Source organism: Gammaproteobacteria bacterium, from assembly GCA_015709635.1.
Taxonomy (GTDB): domain Bacteria; phylum Pseudomonadota; class Gammaproteobacteria; order Burkholderiales; family Nitrosomonadaceae; genus Nitrosomonas.
The window spans coordinates 2,398,468-2,421,826 of record CP054180.1; the positions used below are offsets into that span (position 1 = coordinate 2,398,468).

A 23,359-nucleotide genomic window follows, 5' to 3' on the forward strand; every position below is an offset into this window, starting at 1 on the left:
AAATCCTTTTAATCGGGCGTTTTTCTTCTTAACGATCACCCTACTGAGAACAACGATTTCACTTAGCAAGCCAGATTCTAGCATTTACTCTGATAACGTTCTATTTTGATTTATGCTTAATCTAAAATGATTTCCAATATAGTCTTTATCATTCGATCATCCCTATGACCGCTCAACCGACAGCCGCAATACTTACCGCCGCGCTACCATTCAGCCGTTATGCGCAGCGCATATTGGACAGCGAACCGGCACGAAAAATCGCGCTGCAGGAAACGCTCCTATTTTCTTTTCAGCGGGATGAAATGCAAGCCTTTCTGAATTCACACGCCGGTCAAATCGACGATGAGGAAACACTGCATCGCATCCTGCGCGATTTGCGCAAACAAGTCATGCTCCGGTTAGCCGTGCGCGACATCAGCGGCCTGGCCGATTTAACCGAAGTGATGGCGTGCATGACCGGTCTCGCCGAAGTCACCGTCAATTTTGCACTCAAGTATCACGAAAGCTGGTTGACCCAACCCGATCGTTTCGGACTTCCGCGCGGCGAAAACAGCAACGCGATTCAGCATCTGCTGGTGGTAGCCATGGGGAAGCTGGGCGGCGGCGAACTCAATGTATCGTCCGATATTGATTTGATCTTCGTTTATCCGGAAGATGGCGAAACCGATGGCGCCAAATCCATTTCGAACCATGAATTTTTTGCCCGCCTCGGCCGCAAACTGATCGCCAGCCTCAATGATTTGACCATCGATGGCTATGTCTTCCGGGTCGATATGCGGCTGCGCCCGCATGGTGAAAACAGCCCGTTAGCCATCAGCTTTCCCATGCTGGAAGAATATTTCATCAAGCAAGGACGGGAATGGGAGCGCCATGCCTGGATCAAAGGCCGGGTTATCACCAATCATGCGGGCACAAACGCTGAATCGGTGCTGATGGAAAAAATTGTCCGGCCTTTCGTTTTTCGCAAATATCTCGATTTCAGCGCGTACGAATCGATGCGCAATCTACATGCGCAACTGCGCAAGGAAGTCGAGCGCCGCGAAATGCACGACAACATCAAGCTGGGGCCGGGCGGTATTCGCGAAATCGAATTTATCACACAGGTTTTTCAATTGATTCGCGGCGGCCGCGATGTCGATTTGTGTATCCGCCCGACGCTCAGTGTTTTGCAGCGCCTGCAAAAGAAACAGCAACTCCCGGCGGAGACCGTCGCGGAACTCATCAATGCTTATCTGTTCCTGCGCAAACTGGAACATCGCCTGCAATATCTCGACGATCAGCAAACACAAACCTTGCCGTTGAACGCGGATGATCAGAAACTGATCGCCACTGCGATGGGATTTTCCGGTTATGCGGCTTTCATGGAACAGCTCGATATTCACCGAAATGACGTAACGCGTCACTTTGAGCTCATTTTTGCCACTCCGCGGAAATCACCCGCGCATGACACGCTGGCCAATTTGTGGCAAACCGAGACACAGGATGTTTCGCAAACGGAAGCCGCCACCATGCAACTGAGCACGCTCGGATTCAGTGATCCGGTCAAAATCTCGGCACGGTTGCGATTGTTTTATCAGAGCAGTTTTTATCAGCAACTGCCTGCAACCAACCGTGAGCAAATTAATACCTTAATCCCCTTGTTGATTGAAGCTGTGGCCGGGCTACCGCCGGTTGAAACCACGCTGGAACGCATGCTGCAATTGATGGAAAAAATCAGCCCGCAGGCATCGTATCTGGCGCTCCTGCTGGAACACCCGCACACCTTACACCGCGTCGCCGAACTCGCCAGCATCAGCCGGTGGGCGAGTGACTATCTCGGGCGTCACCCTATTTTGCTGGATGAATTACTGCGGCAAGATTCCCCTCACCCCGTTCCCGACTGGCATGCCCTCAGTAACGAACTCGCTTATCAGTTGAATCATGTCAACAATCCCAAGGAGGACGTCATTGAGTGGCAAATGGACGTTTTGCGTCACTTTCAACACGCCCAGGCATTCCGGCTGCTGGTTACCGATTTGGAAGGTTCGTTGCTGCTCGAGACGCTCAGCGATCATCTGACCGCACTGGCCGATCTGATATTGGAAACAGTACTGAACCTGGCTTGGAGCGGTCTAAAAAAACGCCACCGGGAAAAGCCCGCATTTGCAATCATCGGCTACGGCAAACTGGGCGGCAAAGAACTGGGTTATGTTTCCGATCTCGATTTGGTTTTTCTCTATGCGAACGATCATCCCGATGCTGCGGAGATCTATACCAAACTGGGACAAAGCATCAACGCCTGGCTCACTCGCCACACGTCGGCCGGTCTGCTGTACGAAACCGATCTGCGCTTGCGCCCCAATGGCGCTTCCGGTTTGCTGGTCAGCTCAATGGAATCTTTTGCACAGTACCAGCGCGCGCAAGCCTGGGTATGGGAGCATCAAGCATTGACCCGGGCACGCTTCGTTGCAGGCGATCAACAAGTGGGTGAAGTATTTGAAAATACACGCAAGGAGATCCTATGCAAACCGCGCAACCTTATCGAACTCAAGCAAAACATATTGAAAATGCGTGAAAAAATGCTGGATGTTCATCCCAATCCTAGCGCGTTATTTGACATCAAAAATGACCGCGGCGGTATTATCGACGTCGAATTCATCGTACAGTATCTGGTACTGGGTTATGCCTGCCGCTACCCTCAATTGACCGGTAATATCGGCAATATCGCACTGCTGAAACTCGCCGGTGAGTTAGGACTCATCTCCAGAGATACCGCCGAGAAAGTTCGCTCCGCCTACCGGGAATTCCGGCGCATTCAGCATCGCTTGCGGTTGAGCGGCGATACGGATATGACAGGTAACGTCCCTATCGATGGACAAGCCCAAAAATTTACCCGTGTGGAAATGAACCATTTAAAAGATGATCGCACGGCGGTACTGGCGTTATGGGAAGAAGTATTCACCAATTAACAAAATAAATTTCATCCGCTGTAAAATGAATCCCAATCAAACTAAATACATTCCCGCTTTTCTAAGTAGATTCAACTTCAATTGTTAGCAATAACTTTATAAATTAATGCACATTAAAAAATAAATTTTGCAATCACAAATCTGGCACAGTTTCTGCTATAGACACAAAACACACACGTGGTGTGCCTTACTCAACCCAAAGGAGAACAGCAAATGCAACAAGCACAAAAAGGTTTTACCCTGATTGAATTAATGATCGTCGTCGCTATTATTGGTATTCTGGCTGCTGTTGCAGTGCCTGCTTATCAAACCTATACTTTAAAAGCACGTTTCACGGAAGTTGTTAATTCAACAGCTCCTTTTAAAACAGCTCTTGAATTATGTGTACAAACTGGCGGTTGTGTTAATGCTGGTGCTATAGTTGTTCCTGCGACTGGCGCTACTCGTGCCAATACAGATGTGCCCAATGATGCTGGTGCATCAGCAAATGTAACCTCTGTAACAGTTGGTGCCAACGGCCTAATAACAGCTACCCCCCTTGCTGCTAATGGAATAGCGGCAGCTGATACTTACACACTCCTGCCCGTTATAACTGGTACAGGTGGAGTATCATGGACAATTGCTGGTGGCTGCAAAACATCCACTGCTACTGGTGGTCCAATTTGTTAACAAAGCTATAACCGACACAACAAAAAAACCGCTCTTTACCAAAGTGCGGTTTTTTTATTTGGCAGTGGCAGTTTTTGGCAGTTCAGTTTCTTAAGACACAATCCCTATACCCTATAATGGGCGTTGTACCTTCTTAAAACCGCCTGCATGTTTTGCGATTACTTAACATTATGCACTAAGAAGTATACATTGAGACTGAGCAAGCTCTAAATGAGAGTTTAATACTGATGATAAGCAAAAAAATTCGTAACGAAAACTCAAGGACATGCATACGAATTGAATCCAGCAAAATTCTTTCGGCAGCAACTTTCATCATACAAAAGACATTACTACGTCACAATGTAACAAAAATTGTCACATTGCTTACTTGATACAAACCACCCGTACCTGGTGAATATCGGTAATTCCTTGCAGAACCTTTTCGATCCCATCCTGCTTCAACGTCCGCATACCGTCCCCTAGGGCAGTTACCAGCATATCCGCTACACGAGCGCGCTCTTGGATATTTTTTTTCAGCGCATCGGTTGCTGTCATTAACTCATGCAATCCCACCCGGCCGGAATAGCCGGTACCCACGCAATTATCGCAACCGACGGCTTTATACAAGGTAATCCGGCCATTCTCGTCGCCGTATTGCTTGATCCATTGCTGCTGAATTTCTTGATAGGCGGCTTCCGGATCGGCCTTGAATCGGTCTATATTTTTCAGTTCTCCGCAATATTCCAGCAATAACGCTTGAATCTCGCTTTCATCCGCGACATGCGGTTGTTTACATTTGCACAGCCGTTTGGCCAATCGCTGCGCCAGTACGCCTAGCAGTGCATCGGAAAAATTAAAGGGATCCATACCCATATCCAGTAACCGTATGACCGATTCAGGAGCACTGTTGGTATGCAATGTCGCCAATACCAAGTGACCTGTTAGCGAAGCTTCAATGCCGATACTGGTAGTTTCCTTGTCGCGCATCTCACCGACCATAATAATGTCCGGATCGGCCCGCAAGAATGAGCGCATGATGACCGGGAAGGTCAACCCTGCCTTGACATTGATTTGTACTTGGCGCAATCCCCTTTGTGTAATTTCAACCGGATCTTCCGCAGTCCAAATCTTGGTGTCGTCACGGTTGAGATACTTCAAAACGGAATGCAGCGTGGTTGTTTTACCTGAGCCTGTCGGGCCGCACACAAAAAATAACCCGTAGGGTTTACTGATGATTTTTTTCAACTCTTCCAGGTTATGCCCGGTAAAACCCATTTTCTCCAGCGGAATTGGTTCGCCGGCCGCAAGAATACGCATCACGACATCTTCCAAGCCGCCCGCCGAGGGTAGTGTTGCAACGCGCAACTCAATATCCAGCGGTGCGAATTTCCTGAATTTTATTTTACCGTCCTGCGGTTTGCGCTTTTCGGAAATGTCCATATCACACATGATCTTGATCCGCGTCACCAACGAATTGCGATAGCCTGCAGGAATTTCGATATATGACATCAGCGAACCGTCCTTGCGGAAGCGGATCTTGGTTTTCTCCTTGCCTGAATAGGGCTCGATATGAATATCCGATACCCCCATCTTGTAGGCATCGATAATGATCTTATTGACGAGTTTAACCAGCTCGTTGTCGGTAGCGGCCGAAGACTCCTCGATCTCAGCGCCGGCTTCTTCAGTATCTTCCGCGCCCAGATTGGTCAGCATCTCATTGATGTCGCCCGTGCCGATCTCGTCAGTGCTGCCGCCATAGAACTGTTCGATCGTTGCATTGAATTCACGCTGAGTGGTAACTGCGTAAGTAATTTTGTGTTTGGGAAAAATCGTATTGGCGATACGTTGCGACTTAATCCGTTCGGGATCCAGCGTAAGGATTATCAACCCGTCTTTGGTTTCATCGATCGGCAGCAAGGAATTGCTTTCAACATAATCCTTTTTTAAATTTCTGAGTAAATCGATCGGTTTAATCCGGTCAACCTTGAAAGGCTCGTATTTAACCTGAAAAAATGATGCCAGCGCTTTACCGATGAGCGGCAAGCTTATCTGGAATTCTTCAATCAATACGTCTTCCACATCGCAACCTTTTTTACGCGCCGAGCGGGTTGCCAGTTCTAATTCAGCGGCGGAAATCAGGGCATCGAAAATCAGATAATCGTATTTTGATTTCAGCAATTGCACGGGCTTTTGACGCTGCCTAAATGCCATTGCAAGCATACGGCAAATTTCCTCCACACCTTCCACGATCACAGCCGTGAATGACTCATTACACCTGTTATTAATCACCTGAACCACACCAACCAGCTCCCGGCTGTCAGCATTCAGGATCGGTACCGCCAGCATCTGCTTGGTCCGATAACCGGTGCGTTTGTCCACTTCATTGGAGAAAACAAGTAACGGATTAAATTTTTTTAACTCGCTCTTATCGTAAACATCTGCAATATTGACAATTCTCTTCTGCAAAGCGGCATAACCGATAATACTGTTTTCCGTCACCGCCAGTTTCAGATCCTGAAAAGAATCAAATCCTGTTTTAACCCGGGAAACAAAAAATGATTTGTCGTCACTCAGCGAATAAATAGTAAACCGGTCCGCATCCAGTAACGTGCAAATATCCTTACTAACCTCCAGCATGATTTCATCGATATCGTTGGCAGCTTGTATCTTATTGACAACAATCTGTAGATTCTTGGAAAAAGCCGATTCATTTATGCTGCTCGCACTATTTTTTTGTAGTTGTATCGTTGTAATTGTACCCATGGCATCGCTTCCTAAAATTCAAATAATTGATTGTTCTCAAGGCGGCGTGGATTATATTTTCCGGCGCATTGCTGTATTTCTTCCATAATGACGTCGGCTTCACCCGGTTTTAGGTGCGTAATAAATATCTCCACGTTCCGTTCCAGTTTTTCCAATTCTTCCGCCAGTAAGCTGGGACATAAATGCCGGGACCTGATCGCAATATCCCTTTTCTGATTGCAGAAGGCGGTTTCAATGATTAAATACTTCAGATTCGTGATCTTATTAACGGCCAGCCACAGGGCATCATTAGTCGTCGTATCGCCGGAAAAAACAAGACTGACGGATCCCGAGTCCAACTGAAAACCGATGGTGGGAACGGTATGATGAGCCGGCATTGGTGTAATCGCACGTCCCTCAAGAAAAAAAGTATCCCCCAGCGTCAATACTTCGTAACGCATATAAGGGGAATTGTCATTGGGAATTCTTGTAAAATCCGGCCACAGATGCCAGTTGAACAAATGCTTTTGCAACGTATCCAGCGTAGGCTGGATAGCATGAATCGTTATCGGTCTGTTGCGCAGTGAACCGACGGTATCAACGAGAAAAGGAATAAAAGCGACATGATCCAAGTGTGCATGTGTAACAAAAATATGATCGATTTTGATCATTTCGGCTAAGCTCAGATTACCGACACCGGCTCCAGCATCAATCAACACATCGTCATCCAGCAGCATTGCCGTGGTTTGTTCGCCGCTCCCTATCCCTCCGCTACACCCCAAGATCCTGAGCTTCAAAAGACTAGCCCTAGAAATTCATCACTTCATCAACAACACGGGAGTTTTTGCCAGTTGCATCACTTTGCTGGTTACCGATCCCAGCAGCAGACCTTGTATACCGCCTTTGCCACGCGGCCCCATGACAATCTGGTCAAATTGCTCCTCACTGGCAAACCGGACAATCGTTTCGGCCGGATCACCCACCACAATGTGATGCTGATAAGCAATTCCCGCCTGATCGAGTAAAGCACGCGTGCTTTGCAGACTCTTCAGTCCTTCTTCCTGGTGATACTGCTTAATATCCGCTTGATTGATGAACAACGAGACATTGCCATGCAGCGGAGGTTGCACACTCAATAAATGCAGCTCCGGTTTTTCCTTATACCAGCCGAATAAAGCAATGAAATCGGTCACCGCCTTGTTGGCGTTATCCGAGCCATCTACAGGTAATAAAATTTTTAACATGATCAATCTCTCAATTTTTATGCATGATCCATCATTTGGGATTTCTTTCCTTAACCAAGTCTTCCAATGGTTCCAGCTTAGCGGGTTTCCGCGCAGCCAACATTTTACCCGCAACGATAACCAGCAAGGCGACCGAAGCCGGTGCAATCCACTGGAGATACTTCGCCTCGCTACTGACCCACTCTTTGGTGACCACATCGGTAACCGCCATATCCCCGGCAATCCATCCCAATAATCCGGCACCAATGGCAATCGTCACCGGATAACGATCCATGACTCTCAGCACCATCTGACTGCCCCACACAATGATCGGTACGCTGACGACCAAACCGAAAACCACCAGCCCAATGTCATCCTTGGCTGCGCCGGCAATGGCGATGACATTGTCCAGGCTCATCACCGCATCCGCCACGATGATCGTTTTGATCGCGCCGATTAACGTCGTGCTGGCATCGATCTCATGCGACCCTTCCGCTTCGGGTTGCAGCAACTTGATGCCGATCCACACCAATAAAACCGCTCCGACGATCTTGAGATAAGGCATCGTCAACAAACTCAAGGCAAAAAAGATCAGTACCACGCGTAGTACGATAGCGCCGAAAACACCCCAAAAAATACCCAGCTTACGCTGCTGCTCAGGCAAGCGCCGGCACGCCAGCGCGATCACCACGGCGTTATCGCCGCCGAGCACGATATCGATTGCAATGATTTGTAACACTGCGATCCAGAATTGCGGACTATCAAAAGCCATTTATTTTTCCTGACAAAAATTTCAAACCAATAAAAAATAGGACTAGCGGATTTTCTATGCCTTGTCTTCGTCTTGAACCCCGATAAACTTCAAGAGTTCATTTTTTTGCTGCAAGGTATCGTTATAACCCAGCTCGATCAAATCGCGGCAAAAGGGAACTTCAAATAAAACATAACTGAGTAGCGTCGAACCATTCGGGCCCATGGCACCAATCGCGCGATACAAATACCGCATGATCCATGGCAATGTATGCGCATATTTTTGTGCGATTTCGTTGATTCCCTCGCTCGGCGCGATCATCATCGATTCGACCGGACGCAACGGTATATTTTTGGCTTTAAGCGCCTCAGGCGGAATCAATTTCAGCGTCTCATTGATACGCAGCAAACGCTCCAGATCGACATCCAGACTATCGACGAAGATACTGTTCAACGCATGCCCGGCAATCTGCGCAAAAGGCGGATAACCCGATGCGCTCATCCGTTTGGGCTCGTCGGTCACAGGTTTGCGCACGCCGATGATCAATAATTTGTCGGCACCCAGATGAAGCGCCGGACTAATGGGTGCCAATTGACGCATGGAGCCGTCGCCGAAATATTCACGGTTCAATTTGACAGCGGGAAAGATAAACGGTATCGCTGACGAAGCCATCAAATGTTCGACGCCGATTTCAACCGGAATACCCAATCGTTGCGCCCGCTTCCACGGCAGCACTTCTCTTGCCGCTTGATAAAAAGTTACCGACTGCCCTGATGTATATCCCCATGCCGTCAGCCCCAAGGCATGCAGCGAACCGGAGCGGATACAGTGCTGAATGGTGCGAAAAGAAAAACGGTTTCTGAGTAAGGTTTCCAGCGGGCAATTATCGAGCAAGGAAATCGGATTATGCTGGCCGTACTCGCTCGATACCAAGGAAAGCAAACAACGCAGTGTATTGTGAATAACACCCATGAGATCCGAACGGTAGATCTGGTCAACATGAAAATTTGACCAGACAGCTTCAAGCCGTTCGACACCTTCGGCAAAATTATTGGCGGAAACCGCGATACTGGCAGCGTTGATAGCGCCGGCAGAAGTACCGCAAATGATCGGAAACGGGTTACGCGTTTTATCGGGCAATAACTCGGCAATTGCGCGCAACACGCCGACTTGATAAGCCGCGCGCGCGCCGCCGCCGGTTAGAACAAGTCCAACTTTAGGCGCGGTTAATTCTTTTTTTTGCTCATACACGAACTGCAAACTCTGACTTCACCCTCTCCAGCGCATCCCGTAAGGTTTCTTCTGGTAAGTTATTTAACGAACTGGACAAGATTTTTGCCGCTTGGCAAACCGAATCCGGCAATATGGAACTGTCCAACTTGGCCACAAACACCGCCGCAGCACCGGTGGTATCGAGCAGACATTGACGCTCATTCATCAATATTTCCATTTCCTCGCGCAACATGGAAACTTCTTGTTCTCTCAGGATAGTATTAGGCATATGATATTCCTTTTGACATTGATACAGTAAACAACCTGTCGAGCACTATAGCAAGAACTATAATCGATTTAAGATTCGAACTCTGTGATGTTTGCCACGTTTTTCTGTCTTTCTTAAACCTAATTAATTATCGGCATTTGTACCCATATCATGAATCATCATTTACCCGTTGCACTATATCCTGAAATCCAACCCTACCGGCAAGGCGCATTAGCCTTGGATAACATTCACACCATGTACTGGGAGGAATCAGGCAACCCCTCCGGCACACCAGTGGTATTTCTCCACGGCGGCCCCGGTGCCGGATCGACACCAGCACACCGGCGCTTCTTCGATCCGGCATATTACCGCATCGTGATATACGATCAAAGGGGCGCAGGACGTTCCACACCGCTGGGCGAGACACGAAACAACACAACACCGCATTTGATCAACGACTTGGAAGCACTGCGCCAGCATCTGGGAATCGAGCGCTGGCTGGTATTCGGCGGCTCGTGGGGCAGCACGCTGGCGCTGGCGTATGGCGAAGCGCATCCGGAACGCTGCCTGGGTTTTATCCTGCGCGGCATTTTCCTGTGCCGCAAACAGGAAATCGACTGGTTTTTGTATGGATTGCGCAATCTGTTCCCGGAAGCATGGCGTGAATTGGTCGCACCGTTATCGGAATCAGAGCGAAGCGATATTCTCTCCGCCTATTACCGGCGCCTGATGGATCCCGATCCGGCTATCCATATGCCCGCCGCACGCAGTTGGAGCACCTACGAAGGCTCGTGTTCGACATTACTGCCGAATCCGGCGACAGTCAGCTATTTCGCCAGCGACACCGTGGCGCTCGGGCTGGCGCGCATGGAAGCGCATTACTTCATGCACGATATTTTCCTGCCGGAAAATTCACTGCTGGATAACGTGCACAAACTGCACGACATCCCCGCCACCATCGTGCAAGGCCGCTACGACGCGGTTTGCCCGATCGTCAGCGCGGACGACCTGCATCGCGCCTGGCCGCAAGCGGAATACATCGTCATCGACGATGCCGGGCATTCGGTGTGGGAACCGGGCATACAAGCCGCTTTGATCCGCGCCACCGATCGCTTCAAAACCCGCAGCAAGTAAAGCACCGTCATACCGCTGCCGGTCGCATCCGGGTTTGGGTTTATCCGCTCCTTAAATTTCCCACGTAACCGCTGATTTCCATCATCCAGGCGATCCCAAGATGCACGGCCAAGCCTCCGATGATGGATTGGGTTCTATGGGCAACAATACCCAATATCAAACCGCCGAAAAATGAAGAAACGCACTCGAGCAACGGCTTACCGAAATGGATGCTGCAATAGAAAACCGCCATCGGCAAAATCGCCGCCGCGCCGGCATAACGGGCAAATGCAAAAATCAGGAAGCCGCGGAAGAATAGTTCTATCGTTACAAAATCAATACCGTAACTGATTTCGTACAATAACTGATACCAGCCGAAATATTCCGTGTGCGGCGCGATGAAGGCAATCTGCTTTAAGCGCGGATAGGCCTGCAAAAAATCCGGCTGCGTGCCGGCAAAAACAATCAGCGGCACCATCATTGCCAGCATCAGGCCATAAGGCTGCCAGCGCACACCCCGCACCGTAATGCCCCAGAAACCCGGTTGCTCGGGAAACACCCGGTAAAAAACGATCAAAGGAATCAGCACGACCAGCAATTTAAACGGTAGCGTCGTGACGATCGCCCAATAACTGCCCCAAACTCCTTCGATGGTATTTTGCAATGGATTGGCGATACTCGCCTTGAGCGCAAATAAGGCCGGCGCCAGCAGCAACAGCAGCCAAAACCCCGGCGCAGGCACCACAAGATGCCTCCTAAACCAGATAGCAAATCCGTACGGCACGATAAAAGCGCTGCCATAAACCGCAAAAAGCGCACAAAACTGACTAAAGCGCGAATCCAGCCTTTGAATCATGCCGCTCTCGATGTTCAGCGCATAGTTCAGCGCAATCAGAATACCTGTCCAAACCGTGCAAAACAGCAACAGATATTGATCGATCCCTGATGCGGCGTTACGTAAATAAGTAAAGATAGCTGCCACCCAAAAAGCAAAATTGGTTTACTGAGAAAGAAATAAATCTTGCATCTCGCTACAAAACAACCGCCGGTTGCGATTGCAAGGAAATGCTCTTATAAAAGCGAAATACTACGGCTATGATTATTGTGCCTTAAGAAAGCGTTGAAAAACTGCTGCGCTCGGTCATGTTGCATTGAAATCAGGCTCAAAATGCTCATTTACCATTCGTAAACTGTGCTTTTTCGCCTGATGTCGCCTTGCCTGGCCGTCGCTCGCTACCTTTTTCAGAGCTTCCTTAAATATGCATCCCACGATTGACCAAATTCCCCGCTGAACGGAAAAGCCCGCTTATTCCCGCTTTGGATCACCTTTTCCCCTACCGTATACTCCAGCTTCATTTACCCGAACAAGCAGTTGCAGTCATCGATCAACGCGGAGGAATCAATGGAAAGTTATTTTCTTGGCCGGCAACCCATTCTGGATCGCAATCAAAACCTGGTCGCATACGAATTGCTGTTCCGCCAGGAACAGACCCAGGAAGCAGCCAGAATCACCGATGATTTGTCCGCGTCGGCCAACGTGATCGTCAATGCCTACGGCCGCTTCGGCATTCAGAATGTGCTCGGGCAGCAACGCGGTTTTATCAATGCCGATCTCGATTTGATCATGAGCGACATCATCAGCTTGCTGCCCAGCAAGCATGTCGTGCTGGAAGTCAGAGTACCGGAACAAATCACGGCGGAATTTTTGCAGCAATGCAACGAGCTGAAACAAAAAGGATACCAATTCGCACTGGATAATATCGTGTCCATCGACAGCAAAATCGAACAGTTGCTACCGATCGTCAGCGTCGTGAAAGTCGACGTGCTGGCGCTCGAAACCAGCGAACTGGAAAAACTGGTCGCGGCGCTGAAACACTGGCCGGTTCTGCTGCTGGCGCTGAAAGTGGAAAACCGGGAACAGGAAATGCGCTGCAAGCAATTGGGATTCCAGATGTTTCAGGGTTACTATTTTGCCAAGCCCGAAGTGATGTCGGTCAAGCGCGCCGATCCGGGCAAACCGTCGCTGCAGAAGTTGTTGACTTTGGTGACGGATAATTGCGATCACGAAGCCATTGAAAGGGAATTCAAACGCCAGCCCGGCTTGAGCTATCACCTGATGCGCATGGTCAATTCCGTGGCCGGTGATTTGCCGCGGAAAATCAATTCGATCAAGCATGCCATCACGTTGATGGGATGCGGGCAATTACAGAAATGGATACAGCTGCTGCTGTATACCTCCGGTTCAGCGGAAGACGGCATGCCCGATTTGCGCATGCAAAACGCGGTGGAACGCGGCAAAATAATGGAATTGATCGCCGCCGCCGAGCGTCCGCACGACAAAAATCACCACGAAAGAGCTTTCATTGTCGGCATTTTGTCGCTGCTCGACGAATTATTGGGCATCGATATGCAACAGATCGTCAATAAACTGGGCATTTCCGAGGACATGTGCCAAGCGCTGATGACACGTGAGGGGCGTTTGGGCCAGGCGCTCAAATTGCTGGAAGCGGATGGACAAGGCGATCATGCCGCGATTCAATCCATTCTGGCCAATCTCGGTTTCCTGAGTCTGGATGAATTCACCGGCATCAAAATACAAGCCAGCGGCTGGGCCAGTCAAACCGGCGACATTGCCAATTAGAACAGCCCGGATCAGTCTTGCGGCTAAGGCAGCCGCTCAAACGCGGATACTGTCAAACTCAGTTCATCGTCCGCAGCGCCTGTGATGCGATCGACGGTGATCCGGGTTGGAAAACCGTAATCCGGATGATAAGCGACAACAACCTTATCCGCTTTGCCGCTTAAGTCCGATTGAATCTCGGAAAACAAGCGGTCGAATGTCGCGTAGCGGGAAAAATAATCATAATTGGTATCCTCCGCCGTGGCCGCACGACCGGCATTATCCATTATCGCCACGACCTGCCCGTTCAACACTTCGATTTGCAACGGCATACGACTCCGGAACACGCAGAAACACACCAGATTCAATTCAAAACGGTAGTGCGTGATATTTGCTTCGCGCCATTTTTTCCGCTGCTGCTCTAAATCGCCGTGAAGCGGTGTCGCGCATGCGATCAACAGAGCGGTCAGCGCGAGCAGGAGCGGTTTTCTCATTCGATCCGTAATCCCCTTAATCATCCATTTTTCCCGGTTCACCGCTTGGCGTGTCCAGTTGGATTTCCGGCTCGGAAACCGGTGTGGCAACGAATGTGACCGGCAGTTCGCTATAAGTGGTCGGCGTGACAAATACTTCCATGTATACCGGTGTGGCAAGAAAACTGGCGTAAAAAGTGTTGATGTAGTTACCGGAGGCTGTGGCGAAACCGAAACCGTTCGGCGTGATCTGCCCGTTTGCATCGACACGGACCAAGTTGTCCAGCGTAAACGGTTCGTTCCCCGGAATCGATTTGCCGGTGGGATGCAGTCCGGTAATGCGTTCACCGTTGCGGTGGCCGGCAATGGTGAGAATTTGATAATACCCTTGCTCATCCGCGGTCTCGGCAGTCGAAAACGTTCCGCTGGCCGATATTTTGCTTCCCGTATAGCGCCAATTCCATAACTTTTCGGCGCTGGCATCAGATACGGATACGAGCAATGGTATTACAACTAAACCGGATAGAATTAAACGCAACCCTTTGTGCATACAGTACTCGAGAATGAAGTGGTTATTTTTGCAAGTCCGGTTGAAATGCGTGAAACCGCGATCAGATTCCGGTTTGCTCAGGAAACGCTGATTAATTGACTATACGAGCGAATCACTTCGTTGCGCGGTACTCGCTCCCTCGTCTATCTTGTTGAGATATCTCGGTTGCTGTGTTCCGTGCGCCTCGTGCTTCATCTCGTCCGCTGAATTAATCAGCACTTCCCTCAGTCTTTGGTCAGACTGTGGTAAATATTTTCCATCACACTATTATTGTAATCCTGAACCACGCTCTGCGAATTGAACAGATCCCGCAATTCAACCGCGGTGATCGCGATCATCAGCAGCAAACCGGTACCGGCAAAAGCAGTAAACAGTAAAACCGCACCGGCGGTAAAAACGCCCAGATTGGTCATGCCGCGCAGCCATTTGCCCAGATAAAAATGATGCAATCCGGCGATAAAGAGATAATTCAGCACCGCATAAGTATCCGGATCTTTCAGTTCTTGTTCGGCTTGCTTAAAAAATTGCAGCCGTTTGTCATCCGGTAATTCGCGCACCCATTTTCTGATGCGCTCCTCATCCTCTTGAATGGTTTCCTTGCTTTTCAGTGCGATGCTCATACGCAGCCTGCTTTGCAGTTCAACGCGCCAGCGTGATGATGACGGCTTCCCGCTTCCAAAACAACAAAAACCGTTTCTGCTCGACAAACTGAAACACCAATGTCCAGCCATCCGCCGCTTCTCTATTGAGCGTCGCCTCCAAGCGCTTGATCGGAATGCCGGAGGCTCCCAGGAAAATCGTCCCCAATCCGCCTTCCGTCACGTACAGCACTTTGTATTCCTTATAAGCCATTGTTGTGCGCCTTTTGTTTTAATTGGACTGTGGGATTGCTTGCATCACCCAGCCAGTTTACTGCAGCCGGGACGGCCGGTGTTAATGGCGGAATCCAATGCGCAAATGTATTACGCGACCACAACCCGCCTGCGGTAAGCGATCATGGTGACCATGAATAAGCAGATCACCAGCATGACAGCCGGGAACAATAGCGTCGCCACGGAAAGATTCTCCAGCGCTAGCATCACCAACACGTTGCGCAACGTAAATAATGCGAAAAACAGCAAAGACTCCGAATACGGAAATTGATACGCTTTTCTGACCGTAGGACCGAATCCGGCTACGTCGATCGCTGTCAGCAATACCACCGCCCACAGCGGATCGGATGTCCAATACCACAGCGGCAACGAAGACAATGCTGCAATAAAAAATACCCAGTCGGTTCGAGTGACCACTACATTGGCACGCTTGATATAGGCCAGATAGGCAATACCTATCGTAATTATGGCTGAAACACCGATGGGCCAAGTACCCGCACCGCCCTTGTCCTCCAGTTGCGCTAGAAAAATCAGCAGCGTGGTCGCACCCCAAATCACCCAGGAAAAAATATGCGGTTTGACCGCTCCGCGAAAAATTTCCCGGATGTACGGAATGAAAGCAGCCAAAGTGATCGCGATAGCAATCAGACTGAGAGTTTCTTTGTAGAACATTTTCTTTTTGTGATGAGCTGTGAAAAACAGAATCGTGTAAGAGCTCAGTACTCCTGATTGGTTCAGTTTGAACCGAAATATTCTTGGCGCATCTGATTCATCGAGAAAAAACAGCTATTTTTGGCTACTCAATCAGTGTTCACGGCGCTTGGAATCGCTAGACGCACGGCATCCTTGCTTCCTCAGTGATTACCTCACGAATGCCCAATGTAAAGAACCGCAATGAGCCCCAAACCCAAGATAGCCACGGTGGCATTCACCAATATGCCCCAACGGGTTCCGTAGCCCTCCGGAAATTCAGCCGGATTCAGGGTTTTCAGAAAAACCGCGTACTGACGGGATGAATAAATCGCCGATACCGCACCAAGGAAAACGAAAGCGAAACCCAGCCACAATGTCAACACCATGCTGGAAGCATGCAGGCGATCCGGCGCGAGGACATTCAACAAAAGACCGGTGCGCTCAACCAAAAACCCGAAGGCGATCAAGGCAAGGCTGGTACGGTTCCAAGCCAGCAGCGTGCGCTCCGCAGCAAAGAGTACTCTCGGATCCTTGAGGTCTGACATGCTTTCTCCTAAACGGATGACTGTGATCGAGCAAACAAAATGATGTTCTATGAAACGTCAGCGACTTCTTTTCGTGGGCTCGATGTTCTTACTCCCAAATCACCATCTTGAAGCGTTCTTTGACGATACCGAAGTAATTACATTTCCAGTCGCTTTGCGCGAAGAAATCGAGGTGGTGCCACTGCTCTTTCTGCTGCAGGATGCTGGTAGCGGCATCGTCCCAATCGATGGCGGCGAATCTCGGTTCCAGTTCCTGCTTGCGGTCTTCGACTTCGGCATAATCGAAACCGTCGTACTCCCAATGCAACACTTCGAACACGTTACCGTCACGGTCGGCGTAATCGATGCTGAAATCGAGCCCCCATTTCGGGCGGATGCGAATGATTTTATAGATCAGCGGATTCGCTTGCGCCCAGTGCTGTAGTTGTTGCAGCGCTTCCCCGGCGTAACCTTTGCGTTCGAACAGCAAACTATGATTCAGCACCGCACCCTCAACCCGATCCGGTTGTGTGAACCACGGCGCTTTCAGCGCATGCCGGTGCTCCCGGTGCGAGTGTGCCTGCATCTGATTGGCGGCTGCGTAGCGCTGTTCCAAGTCGGTCAGGTCGTAACCGTTTTGATCGAACAACGCCAGATCGCGCGCCAAAGGGATGCTCGCCGTATCCAGCGGCCGTTCCCAATGGCTGATGGGATTCAATTGATGGTCGGTTAAGTTGAGGTAACTCATGGGTAAAAAACTATCGGATTAAACGAATGATGGCGAAAAGAAATTGCAGATTGTGACAGGCTGAAGCAAAAAAAGCTACGTGACCGGTCGCCAGGATAGCAGCCTAGCCGCTGCGGTGCGGCTTTCCATAAAGTACGCGCAACTCATCCTTGGCTTTTTCCAGCACCTCGCGCTGCTGCGCCGACAAATTCTTTCCTGCGCGGTTGATGTAGAAATTCAGCATCGACATCGCGGATGCAAATGGCTCCGCCTTGCGCCGTTCGCTGCAGTCGGCGGAATGCTTCAGCGACAACGCGATTTTATGCGGATCATCCCAGGTAAATACACCGGACTCGAGATCGAGGGCGTCGCTGGTTTCGGTGACTTGGTGCGACCAATTGCGTGGGGTATTTTGCGGCATAAACCATTATGCGGCGCTATTAAAAAATAACCCCGTTACATTGAACGGGGTTACTTCAATTAAGCCAGTTCTGTTATTTTAGTTATTTTGTTTTCTGCGACGCGCAAAAAAACCAACCAATCCCAACCCGGCCAGTAACATCGCATAAGTTTCCGGTTCAGGCACGGCGGCTATCGTATTGGTGAATGAGAAACTTAAATCGTTGTAGTCAAACGGCCCGTTATACAAATCCTCGAAGCTGACCAACGTGGTATGCGGGAGCCAGTCGGATTGAACACGCGCGTGCTCGTGGCCGTCCGGATTGCGGCTTGCTTCACCGGTAAAGAAATCATAGCCGGTATTGTTGACGTGCATACGGAACACGAGCTCGGTTCCGGCAACAAAAGTTCCCAAGCTTACTGAGGTACCGACCGGTGTGGCGTGGTTATTAAAAATAAAAGTAGAATCCAAGTAGAGATCATTGCTGAATGAAGCGGAATTTCCTTCGTAAGTTGCGATGATTTCTCCGCCTGTCGCAATTACTTTAAGACCTTCGGTGCCTGGTGCGGCAATCGGAAAAGCGTAAGCGGATAAGCTGACTCCTCCGGTAATAATCAGAGCAGCGGCTAGCCGCATCACTGAATGAGTAAACGTATGAAACATAGAATTATTCCTTTTTTATTATTGATCGAACCAATTTAGAAGCCCTTGGCAACCAGATTGGCACTAGAATTTTGAGTATAAAACACCGGAAAAAGTAAATCGTTCCATTTATCTTGTTCCAAATGCACTACTGGTTTGAACAGTAGGGCATTTGTCTGATACTCCTGCTGCGACAAAACGGTCAAAATTTATTGAATCCGGCCACAAGCAGATGTCAAGTATTCTCCGTTTTTCCGATTGAATCAAGTACCGATCTAAAAAATTATTTTTCAAGCAATCATTGGCTTAGAAAAACTCTGAAAAAGGTAGCAAGCGATGACCAAGCAAGGCGAAATCAAGTGAAACAGCATAGTTTATGAATGGTAAATGAGCATTTTGAACCTGATTAAAATGCAACATGGTCGAGCGCAGTAGCTTCTCAGAGCTTCCTTAGAGTTTTAAAACATTCAACGGACTGGATTTTTGTTGCATAACCGTTTCCTTGGTAAACGGTAATATTCCCAGCAGCGGACAATTCAATCGCTGTTCCAACGTGGCAATATTTTCCTCCAGCATCATCATTTGCGGATCAATGCCATTCGCCACCCAGCCTGCCAATGACAAACCAGCCGCGCAGATCGCTTGCGCGGTCAGCAAGGCATGATTCAAACAGCCAAGGCGCATGCCGGCCACCAGAATCACCGGAAGATTTAATGCGCGCGCCAGATCCGCACCGGTTTGCCGCGCATTGAGCGGCACCAGAAAACCGCCAGCGCCTTCGACGACGACAATATCCGCCTGACTGCTAAGCGCCTGGTAAGCACGTTGAATCACGGCAAGATCGATGTCGACACCGGCTTGTTGCGCGGCGATATGCGGCGAGACCGGGGGATCGAAAGCGTAGGGATTGATGTGCTCGCGGGCGGCGCTGATGTTGCTGGCGGCGATCAGTTGTTCGACATCGTACCAGTGGTCGTTTTCACTGCCCGCTACTACCGGTTTCATGCCGATAACTTTTTCCCCCTGTGCGGCAAACGCACGCAGCAACGCGCAACTGACGATGGTTTTACCGATGCCGGTATCGGTGCCGGTAACGAAGTAGCCTTGCCCCATATTAAGGCGGCAATCCCAACTGCCGGCGCGTTTCCGGTGTCAGAATCGAACGCGGATCGAACGGCTTCCAGGCGTGGCCGTACACCACTTCAAATGTGGCCGGCAATTTACCGTCGCGGCGCAAGGTTTCGTAAGCATCGATCGCCTGCCGCCATTGATTCTTACCCATCAATCCCTGGCGCCGCCCCTGGGTCACGTTATGCGCCCCGATGGCTTTGAGGTCGCGCATCACGCCGATGACGTCGTCGTAGGTCAGCGTAATGTATTCCATGTCCATCACTGGCGTGGAAAAACGGTTATTCAGCAGCAGATCGCCAATATCGTGCATGTCGACGAAGCGGTTGACGTGCTGGTAACCATCGATACTCGCAAATGCCTGACGCAACTCCTTCAATGTATCCGGGCCGAAGGTGCTGAACATCAGCAGCCCGTCGGCGCGCAATATGCGGTGCATTTCGGCAAAGGTGCGATCCAGGTCGTTGCACCATTGCAACGCGAGGTTCGACCAAATCAGACCGATGCTTTCGTTCTTGAACGGCAGTTGCTCGATATCGCCGCACACATAGCCGCTGCGCTGCTGCAACGGCAGCAAACGTTGCCACCAAGCGGTGTTCGGACGCGCGTGCGTGAGCATCGTCCAGGCGATATCGAAAGCGATCAAACGGCTTTGCGGGTAGCGTTTAACCAGTTGCTGCGTACCGTAACCGGTACCGCTGCCGGCATCGAGGACGACATCCGGCTGGTATTTGATGTATTCCAGGCGCGCCAGCATGCGATTGCTGATTTCGCGTTGCAACACCGCCGCCTGGTCGTAGCTGTTGGCGGCGCGCTCAAACGAAGCGCGCAGTTGTTTTTTATCAAGCGTTTGTTCGGAATTCATTGAGATGCATGACAAATTGTTCGGGGTACGACAAAAACGGTGCGTGCCCGCAATGATCGAATTTCAGATAGCGCGATTGCGGCAATTGCCGATGCATCCAATCCGCCGCCGCCGGGTGCGTGATGACATCATTACCGCCGTGCATGATCAATACCGGTTGCCGGATGTCGCCGATGCGGCCGCGCAAATCGCTGTGCTGCAAAATCCTCAAACCTTTTTCCAGTGCTGCGGGATCCGGCTCGGCGCGTTGCAGAAAACTTTTGCGCAATTGCGGCAGAATTTTGCTCGCATCGCGGTCGCCGCTCATTTGCAGCGTCAAAAACCGGTTGATGGTAGTCGCATAATTCAGTTTCAGATTCTCCAAAAATAGTTGCAATAGCTTACGATCCATACCGAACTCCCAATCATTCTGCCAAGCAAAGCATGGCGTGGTCGAGATCAGGATCAGTTTCTCGACCCGCTGCGGTTGCTGCAGCGCCAGTTGCATCGCGATCTGCCCGCCCAGCGACCAGCCGCCGAGCAGGCAACGCTCGGGCAAGCTATTAGCCACGACCTCGGTCAGATGATCGAGTGTTCCCGGTTCGCACGCCGGGCTCAGGCCGTGCCCGGGCAAATCAATCAGATGCAAACGGAAATGCTGCGCCAGCGAATCGCGCACGCTGCCCCAGATGCCGCTGTGCATCGCCCAGCCGTGCAATAGCACCAGATCGGGACCTTGCCCGAACGTTTCGATATGCAGTGCGGTCATGACGGTGCGGCCAGTTCGCGCAAGGCATCGGTCAGCCGTGCGATGTCTTGCGGCTGATGCGCGGCGGACAAGGAAATACGCAATCGTGCCATACCTTGCGGCACCGTCGGCGGACGGATCGCCGGCACCAATAGGCCGCGCTCGCGCAGTCCTTGACTGATGCGTACGGCTTCAGCGCTGTCGCCGATCAACAGCGGTTGAATCGGTGTGGTCGATGGCAGCAACTTCCAAGGCGATGACTGCAAGCCCTGTTGCAGTTGCGCAATGTGCTGCGTCAACACCTCACGCCGCCACTCGTCTTGCTCGATCAGCCGTAAACTTGTCAGCAGCGCATGCGACAACACCGGCGGCGTAGCGGTGGTATAAATATAACTGCGCGCCGACTGGATCAAGGTTTCGATCACATCCGGTTGCGCCGCGACAAACGCGCCGAACACTCCGGCGGCTTTGCCGAGTGTAGCCATATAGATCACATGCGGGGAATGTGCGGCAAGTCCCGGCGCCATATGCAGACTGCCGCGCCCTTGCCGCCCGAGCACGCCGAAACCGTGCGCATCGTCGAGCACCAGCAGCGCATTGTAGCGCTCGCACAGAGCGATCAGTTGCGCAATCGGCGCAATATCGCCTTCCATGCTGAATACCGCATCGGAAATGATCAATCTGCGCCGCGCCTGGGTTGCCGCCAGCCGTTTCTCCAACACCACCAGATTGAGGTGCGGATAGCGGATGAATTTGGCGCGCGATAACAGCGCCGCATCATTGAGCGATGCATGATTGAGCTTGTCGGCAAAAACGGCATCGTCACGCCCCGCCAGCGCAGTCACCACGCCGGTATTCGCCATGTAACCGGTGGAAAACAACAGCGCTTGTGGAAAACCGGTGAATGCCGCCGCCGCTTCTTCGAACTGATGATGCGCCGTCGAGTGCCCATTGACCAGATGCGATGCACCGGCGCCAACTCCGTAGCGCCGCGCGCCTTCGCATACCGCCTGAATCAAATCCGGATGATTGGCCAGCCCGAGATAATCATTACTGCTGAACGCCAGATAATCCTGCCCGCCGATCATGACATGACTCGCCTGCGGGCTGTCGACGATCTGTCTTACCCGCCGCAAACCTTGCTGCTCGCGGACGTGCAGCTGCCCGGCCAGATCGGCAAACATCTACGACAGTGCGCGCAATCCCAGTTTATCCAACAGCATCCGGTCGCGATCGGTTTCCGGATTCGACGTCGTCAGCAATTTGTCGCCGTAAAAGATCGAATTGGCACCGGCGAGAAAACACAACGCCTGTACCGCATCGGACATTTCCTGGCGGCCCGCGGATAGCCGTACCATGGCTTTCGGCATCGTGATCCGCGCCGCAGCGATGGTGCGCACGAATTCGAGCGGATCCAGTTCTTCGGTGCCGTACAGCGGCGTGCCTTTGACCTGTACCAGATGATTGATTGGCACCGATTCCGGATAAGGATTCAAATTCGCCAGTTGCGCGATCAAGCCGGCACGCGAACGGCGCGTCTCCCCCATGCCGACGATACCGCCGCAACACACGTTGATGCCGGCGTGGCGCACTTCCTGCAGCGTATCGAGACGATCCTGATACTGCCGCGTGGTGATGATTTCTTCATAATATTCCGGCGCAGTATCGAGATTGTGGTTGTAGTAATCCAGACCGGCTTCGCCGAGCTGTTGCGCCTGACCCGGCTTCAACAAACCCAAAGTGGCGCAAGTTTCCATGCCGAGCGACTTGACCGCGCGTATCATCTCGGTCATTTTTTCGATGTCGCGCTGTTTCGGTCCGCGCCATGCCGCGCCCATGCAGAAACGTGAAGCACCCTTGGCCTTGGCCGCCGACGCAGCAATAACCACTTCGTCCAACGACAGCAAGTCCTGATTCTCGACCCCGGTATGGTAGCGCGCGGCTTGCGGACAATAACCGCAATCTTCGGGACAGCCGCCGGTCTTGACTGAAATCAGCGTCGATAACTGCACGCCGTTGGCATCGTGATATTGGCGATGCACCGTTTGCGCGCGGAAAAGCAGATCGTTAAACGCTGCATTCAGCAACGCTTCAACATCCGCTACGCTCCAAGCTGTTGAATCTTGCGATTTTCCGGTGATACCACTCGGATCGTTTTGTATCTCGCCGCTTATCAGTGAATCCCAATTCATATCCATTTACCTATTGTTCCGTTTAAATGCTGTAGCGATCG

Annotated in this window: 25 protein-coding genes; 4 read left to right on the forward strand and 21 right to left on the reverse strand. The window is 50.9% G+C overall.

Translation table 11 applies throughout. The annotated features are described in order from the left end of the window. Positions 1-164: 164 nt before the first annotated feature. Together glnE and HRU78_11465 are read left to right on the forward strand one after the other, a co-directional pair. Positions 165-2,948, forward strand: a complete 2,784-nt coding sequence (gene glnE / locus HRU78_11460) for a bifunctional [glutamate--ammonia ligase]-adenylyl-L-tyrosine phosphorylase/[glutamate--ammonia-ligase] adenylyltransferase (GenBank protein ID QOJ24183.1) — start codon at positions 165-167, stop codon at positions 2,946-2,948. 213 nt (positions 2,949-3,161) lie between these two features. Then, positions 3,162-3,617 carry a prepilin-type N-terminal cleavage/methylation domain-containing protein gene (locus tag HRU78_11465; protein QOJ24184.1) on the forward strand — a complete coding sequence of 152 codons (456 nt, stop codon included), beginning with the start codon at positions 3,162-3,164 and terminating at the stop codon, positions 3,615-3,617. A gap of 363 nt (positions 3,618-3,980) precedes the next feature. Here HRU78_11465 and HRU78_11470 read toward each other — a convergent pair whose 3' ends face one another. The 6 genes from HRU78_11470 to HRU78_11495 are packed head-to-tail and all read right to left on the reverse strand — an operon-like array spanning position 3,981 to position 9,813. After that, positions 3,981-6,359 carry a GspE/PulE family protein gene (locus HRU78_11470; GenBank protein QOJ24185.1) on the reverse strand — a complete coding sequence of 793 codons (2,379 nt, stop codon included), beginning with the start codon at positions 6,357-6,359 and terminating at the stop codon, positions 3,981-3,983. Positions 6,360-6,370: 11 nt separating this feature from the next. Next, on the reverse strand, positions 6,371-7,135 hold the full coding sequence (locus HRU78_11475) for a 3',5'-cyclic-nucleotide phosphodiesterase (GenBank protein ID QOJ24186.1): 765 nt from the start codon (positions 7,133-7,135) through the stop codon (positions 6,371-6,373). Positions 7,136-7,156: 21 nt separating this feature from the next. Further along, positions 7,157-7,582, reverse strand: a complete 426-nt coding sequence (locus tag HRU78_11480) for a universal stress protein (protein QOJ24187.1) — start codon at positions 7,580-7,582, stop codon at positions 7,157-7,159. Between the two features lie 31 nt (positions 7,583-7,613). After that, positions 7,614-8,333: a TerC family protein gene (locus tag HRU78_11485; GenBank protein ID QOJ24188.1), complete on the reverse strand. Its 720-nt coding sequence runs from the start codon at positions 8,331-8,333 to the stop codon at positions 7,614-7,616. Between the two features lie 54 nt (positions 8,334-8,387). Further along, positions 8,388-9,563 carry a patatin-like phospholipase family protein gene (locus tag HRU78_11490; protein QOJ24189.1) on the reverse strand — a complete coding sequence of 392 codons (1,176 nt, stop codon included), beginning with the start codon at positions 9,561-9,563 and terminating at the stop codon, positions 8,388-8,390. Next, on the reverse strand, positions 9,556-9,813 hold the full coding sequence (locus HRU78_11495) for a hypothetical protein (protein ID QOJ24190.1): 258 nt from the start codon (positions 9,811-9,813) through the stop codon (positions 9,556-9,558). Before HRU78_11495 ends, HRU78_11490 begins: the two co-directional genes overlap by 8 nt. 150 nt (positions 9,814-9,963) lie before the next feature. Here HRU78_11495 and pip point away from each other — a divergent pair, with 150 nt between their 5' ends. Further along, the gene (gene pip, locus HRU78_11500) at positions 9,964-10,926 is read left to right on the forward strand and encodes a prolyl aminopeptidase (GenBank protein ID QOJ24191.1); all 963 of its coding nucleotides are present in this window, start codon (positions 9,964-9,966) and stop codon (positions 10,924-10,926) included. Positions 10,927-10,966: 40 nt separating this feature from the next. Here pip and HRU78_11505 read toward each other — a convergent pair whose 3' ends face one another. Next, complete coding sequence (locus tag HRU78_11505; GenBank protein QOJ24192.1) at positions 10,967-11,887, reverse strand: CPBP family intramembrane metalloprotease; 921 nt, start codon at positions 11,885-11,887, stop codon at positions 10,967-10,969. A gap of 420 nt (positions 11,888-12,307) precedes the next feature. Here HRU78_11505 and HRU78_11510 point away from each other — a divergent pair, with 420 nt between their 5' ends. Beyond that, positions 12,308-13,546 (forward strand): HDOD domain-containing protein, encoded by a 1,239-nt coding sequence (locus HRU78_11510; protein ID QOJ24193.1) that lies wholly within the window; start codon positions 12,308-12,310, stop codon positions 13,544-13,546. Between the two features lie 23 nt (positions 13,547-13,569). Here HRU78_11510 and HRU78_11515 read toward each other — a convergent pair whose 3' ends face one another. From HRU78_11515 to bioB, 14 genes are all read right to left on the reverse strand, one after another. Continuing rightward, the gene (locus HRU78_11515) at positions 13,570-14,019 is read right to left on the reverse strand and encodes a hypothetical protein (protein QOJ24194.1); all 450 of its coding nucleotides are present in this window, start codon (positions 14,017-14,019) and stop codon (positions 13,570-13,572) included. A gap of 16 nt (positions 14,020-14,035) precedes the next feature. Then, positions 14,036-14,548, reverse strand: coding sequence for a PEP-CTERM sorting domain-containing protein (locus HRU78_11520; GenBank protein ID QOJ24195.1), 513 nt, complete (start codon positions 14,546-14,548; stop codon positions 14,036-14,038). A gap of 224 nt (positions 14,549-14,772) precedes the next feature. After that, positions 14,773-15,156 (reverse strand): TM2 domain-containing protein, encoded by a 384-nt coding sequence (locus HRU78_11525; protein QOJ25034.1) that lies wholly within the window; start codon positions 15,154-15,156, stop codon positions 14,773-14,775. A gap of 31 nt (positions 15,157-15,187) precedes the next feature. Continuing rightward, on the reverse strand, positions 15,188-15,400 hold the full coding sequence (locus HRU78_11530) for a DUF4177 domain-containing protein (protein ID QOJ24196.1): 213 nt from the start codon (positions 15,398-15,400) through the stop codon (positions 15,188-15,190). Between the two features lie 110 nt (positions 15,401-15,510). Further along, complete coding sequence (locus HRU78_11535) at positions 15,511-16,092, reverse strand: hypothetical protein (protein QOJ24197.1); 582 nt, start codon at positions 16,090-16,092, stop codon at positions 15,511-15,513. A gap of 194 nt (positions 16,093-16,286) precedes the next feature. Further along, entirely contained in the window at positions 16,287-16,658 is a 372-nt protein-coding gene (locus HRU78_11540) for a DUF202 domain-containing protein (GenBank protein QOJ24198.1), read from the reverse strand. An 88-nt stretch (positions 16,659-16,746) separates the two neighbouring features. Further along, positions 16,747-17,385 carry a hypothetical protein gene (locus HRU78_11545; GenBank protein QOJ24199.1) on the reverse strand — a complete coding sequence of 213 codons (639 nt, stop codon included), beginning with the start codon at positions 17,383-17,385 and terminating at the stop codon, positions 16,747-16,749. Between the two features lie 103 nt (positions 17,386-17,488). After that, a complete protein-coding gene (locus HRU78_11550) occupies positions 17,489-17,785 on the reverse strand; it encodes a DUF3175 domain-containing protein (GenBank protein ID QOJ24200.1) in 297 nt (98 codons plus the stop codon). Positions 17,786-17,863: 78 nt separating this feature from the next. Next, entirely contained in the window at positions 17,864-18,400 is a 537-nt protein-coding gene (locus HRU78_11555) for a PEP-CTERM sorting domain-containing protein (GenBank protein ID QOJ25035.1), read from the reverse strand. Between the two features lie 456 nt (positions 18,401-18,856). Then, a complete protein-coding gene (gene bioD, locus HRU78_11560) occupies positions 18,857-19,519 on the reverse strand; it encodes a dethiobiotin synthase (protein QOJ24201.1) in 663 nt (220 codons plus the stop codon). 1 nt (position 19,520) lies between these two features. Then, complete coding sequence (bioC, locus tag HRU78_11565; GenBank protein QOJ24202.1) at positions 19,521-20,399, reverse strand: malonyl-ACP O-methyltransferase BioC; 879 nt, start codon at positions 20,397-20,399, stop codon at positions 19,521-19,523. Then, entirely contained in the window at positions 20,377-21,147 is a 771-nt protein-coding gene (gene bioH / locus HRU78_11570; protein QOJ24203.1) for a pimeloyl-ACP methyl ester esterase BioH, read from the reverse strand. The genes bioC and bioH overlap by 23 nt, the downstream gene beginning before the upstream one ends. Then, positions 21,144-22,310 (reverse strand): 8-amino-7-oxononanoate synthase, encoded by a 1,167-nt coding sequence (gene bioF / locus HRU78_11575; GenBank protein QOJ24204.1) that lies wholly within the window; start codon positions 22,308-22,310, stop codon positions 21,144-21,146. The genes bioH and bioF overlap by 4 nt, the downstream gene beginning before the upstream one ends. Beyond that, complete coding sequence (bioB, locus tag HRU78_11580; protein QOJ25036.1) at positions 22,311-23,318, reverse strand: biotin synthase BioB; 1,008 nt, start codon at positions 23,316-23,318, stop codon at positions 22,311-22,313. Positions 23,319-23,359: the final 41 nt, after the last annotated feature.

Bases quoted from the DNA above. Each gene is read 5' to 3' on its own strand.
- bioF (QOJ24204.1), bottom strand. From the start codon at position 22,310: ATGTTTGCCGATCTGGCCGGGCAGCTGCACGTCCGCGAGCAGCAAGGT.
- bioD (QOJ24201.1), bottom strand. From the start codon at position 19,519: ATGGGGCAAGGCTACTTCGTTACCGGCACCGATACCGGCATCGGTAAA.
- HRU78_11530 (QOJ24196.1), bottom strand. From the start codon at position 15,400: ATGGCTTATAAGGAATACAAAGTGCTGTACGTGACGGAAGGCGGATTG.
- bioC (QOJ24202.1), bottom strand. From the start codon at position 20,399: ATGAATTCCGAACAAACGCTTGATAAAAAACAACTGCGCGCTTCGTTT.
- HRU78_11520 (QOJ24195.1), bottom strand. From the start codon at position 14,548: ATGCACAAAGGGTTGCGTTTAATTCTATCCGGTTTAGTTGTAATACCA.
- HRU78_11550 (QOJ24200.1), bottom strand. From the start codon at position 17,785: ATGCCGCAAAATACCCCACGCAATTGGTCGCACCAAGTCACCGAAACC.
- bioH (QOJ24203.1), bottom strand. From the start codon at position 21,147: ATGACCGCACTGCATATCGAAACGTTCGGGCAAGGTCCCGATCTGGTG.
- bioB (QOJ25036.1), bottom strand. From the start codon at position 23,318: ATGAATTGGGATTCACTGATAAGCGGCGAGATACAAAACGATCCGAGT.
- HRU78_11540 (QOJ24198.1), bottom strand. From the start codon at position 16,658: ATGTCAGACCTCAAGGATCCGAGAGTACTCTTTGCTGCGGAGCGCACG.
- HRU78_11510 (QOJ24193.1), top strand. From the start codon at position 12,308: ATGGAAAGTTATTTTCTTGGCCGGCAACCCATTCTGGATCGCAATCAA.
- glnE (QOJ24183.1), top strand. From the start codon at position 165: ATGACCGCTCAACCGACAGCCGCAATACTTACCGCCGCGCTACCATTC.
- HRU78_11465 (QOJ24184.1), top strand. From the start codon at position 3,162: ATGCAACAAGCACAAAAAGGTTTTACCCTGATTGAATTAATGATCGTC.
- HRU78_11495 (QOJ24190.1), bottom strand. From the start codon at position 9,813: ATGCCTAATACTATCCTGAGAGAACAAGAAGTTTCCATGTTGCGCGAG.
- HRU78_11515 (QOJ24194.1), bottom strand. From the start codon at position 14,019: ATGAGAAAACCGCTCCTGCTCGCGCTGACCGCTCTGTTGATCGCATGC.
- HRU78_11545 (QOJ24199.1), bottom strand. From the start codon at position 17,385: ATGAGTTACCTCAACTTAACCGACCATCAATTGAATCCCATCAGCCAT.
- HRU78_11555 (QOJ25035.1), bottom strand. From the start codon at position 18,400: ATGCGGCTAGCCGCTGCTCTGATTATTACCGGAGGAGTCAGCTTATCC.
- HRU78_11485 (QOJ24188.1), bottom strand. From the start codon at position 8,333: ATGGCTTTTGATAGTCCGCAATTCTGGATCGCAGTGTTACAAATCATT.
- pip (QOJ24191.1), top strand. From the start codon at position 9,964: ATGAATCATCATTTACCCGTTGCACTATATCCTGAAATCCAACCCTAC.
- HRU78_11535 (QOJ24197.1), bottom strand. From the start codon at position 16,092: ATGTTCTACAAAGAAACTCTCAGTCTGATTGCTATCGCGATCACTTTG.
- HRU78_11470 (QOJ24185.1), bottom strand. From the start codon at position 6,359: ATGGGTACAATTACAACGATACAACTACAAAAAAATAGTGCGAGCAGC.
- HRU78_11480 (QOJ24187.1), bottom strand. From the start codon at position 7,582: ATGTTAAAAATTTTATTACCTGTAGATGGCTCGGATAACGCCAACAAG.